The 257-nt window shown below is 58.0% G+C and carries 1 protein-coding gene; it reads left to right on the top strand.

All coding sequences use genetic code 11. The features are described 5' to 3' along the window. The coding region (locus tag SB772_RS43015) for an SDR family oxidoreductase (protein ID WP_410838899.1) at positions 1–98 on the top strand (98 nt) is incomplete at its 5' end. Positions 99–257 lie beyond the last annotated feature (159 nt).

A 257-nucleotide genomic window follows, 5' to 3' on the forward strand; every position in this document is an offset into this window, starting at 1 on the left:
GAGAGATCGCCAACGCGGCTCTGTTTCTTGCTTCCGATGAGAGCAGCTTCGTCAATGGCTGCGAACTCTTTGCGGATGGCGGTTCGGCTCAGATCTAGGAAGACGACGCGGGCTCGCCTTCGGTTGAAGGCGATCGCGTTTGCGCCAATCGACAGGCATAGTCGAGGAGCGCTTATTCAAGGAGACCCCTATGACTTCCGAGAAACCGATCCTTCCGCCCGGCGTTCTCGCCGACGGCTTCCATAAGTTGAAGCACG

This window comes from Paraburkholderia sp. SIMBA_030 (assembly GCF_046535245.1).
Lineage (GTDB): Bacteria > Pseudomonadota > Gammaproteobacteria > Burkholderiales > Burkholderiaceae > Paraburkholderia.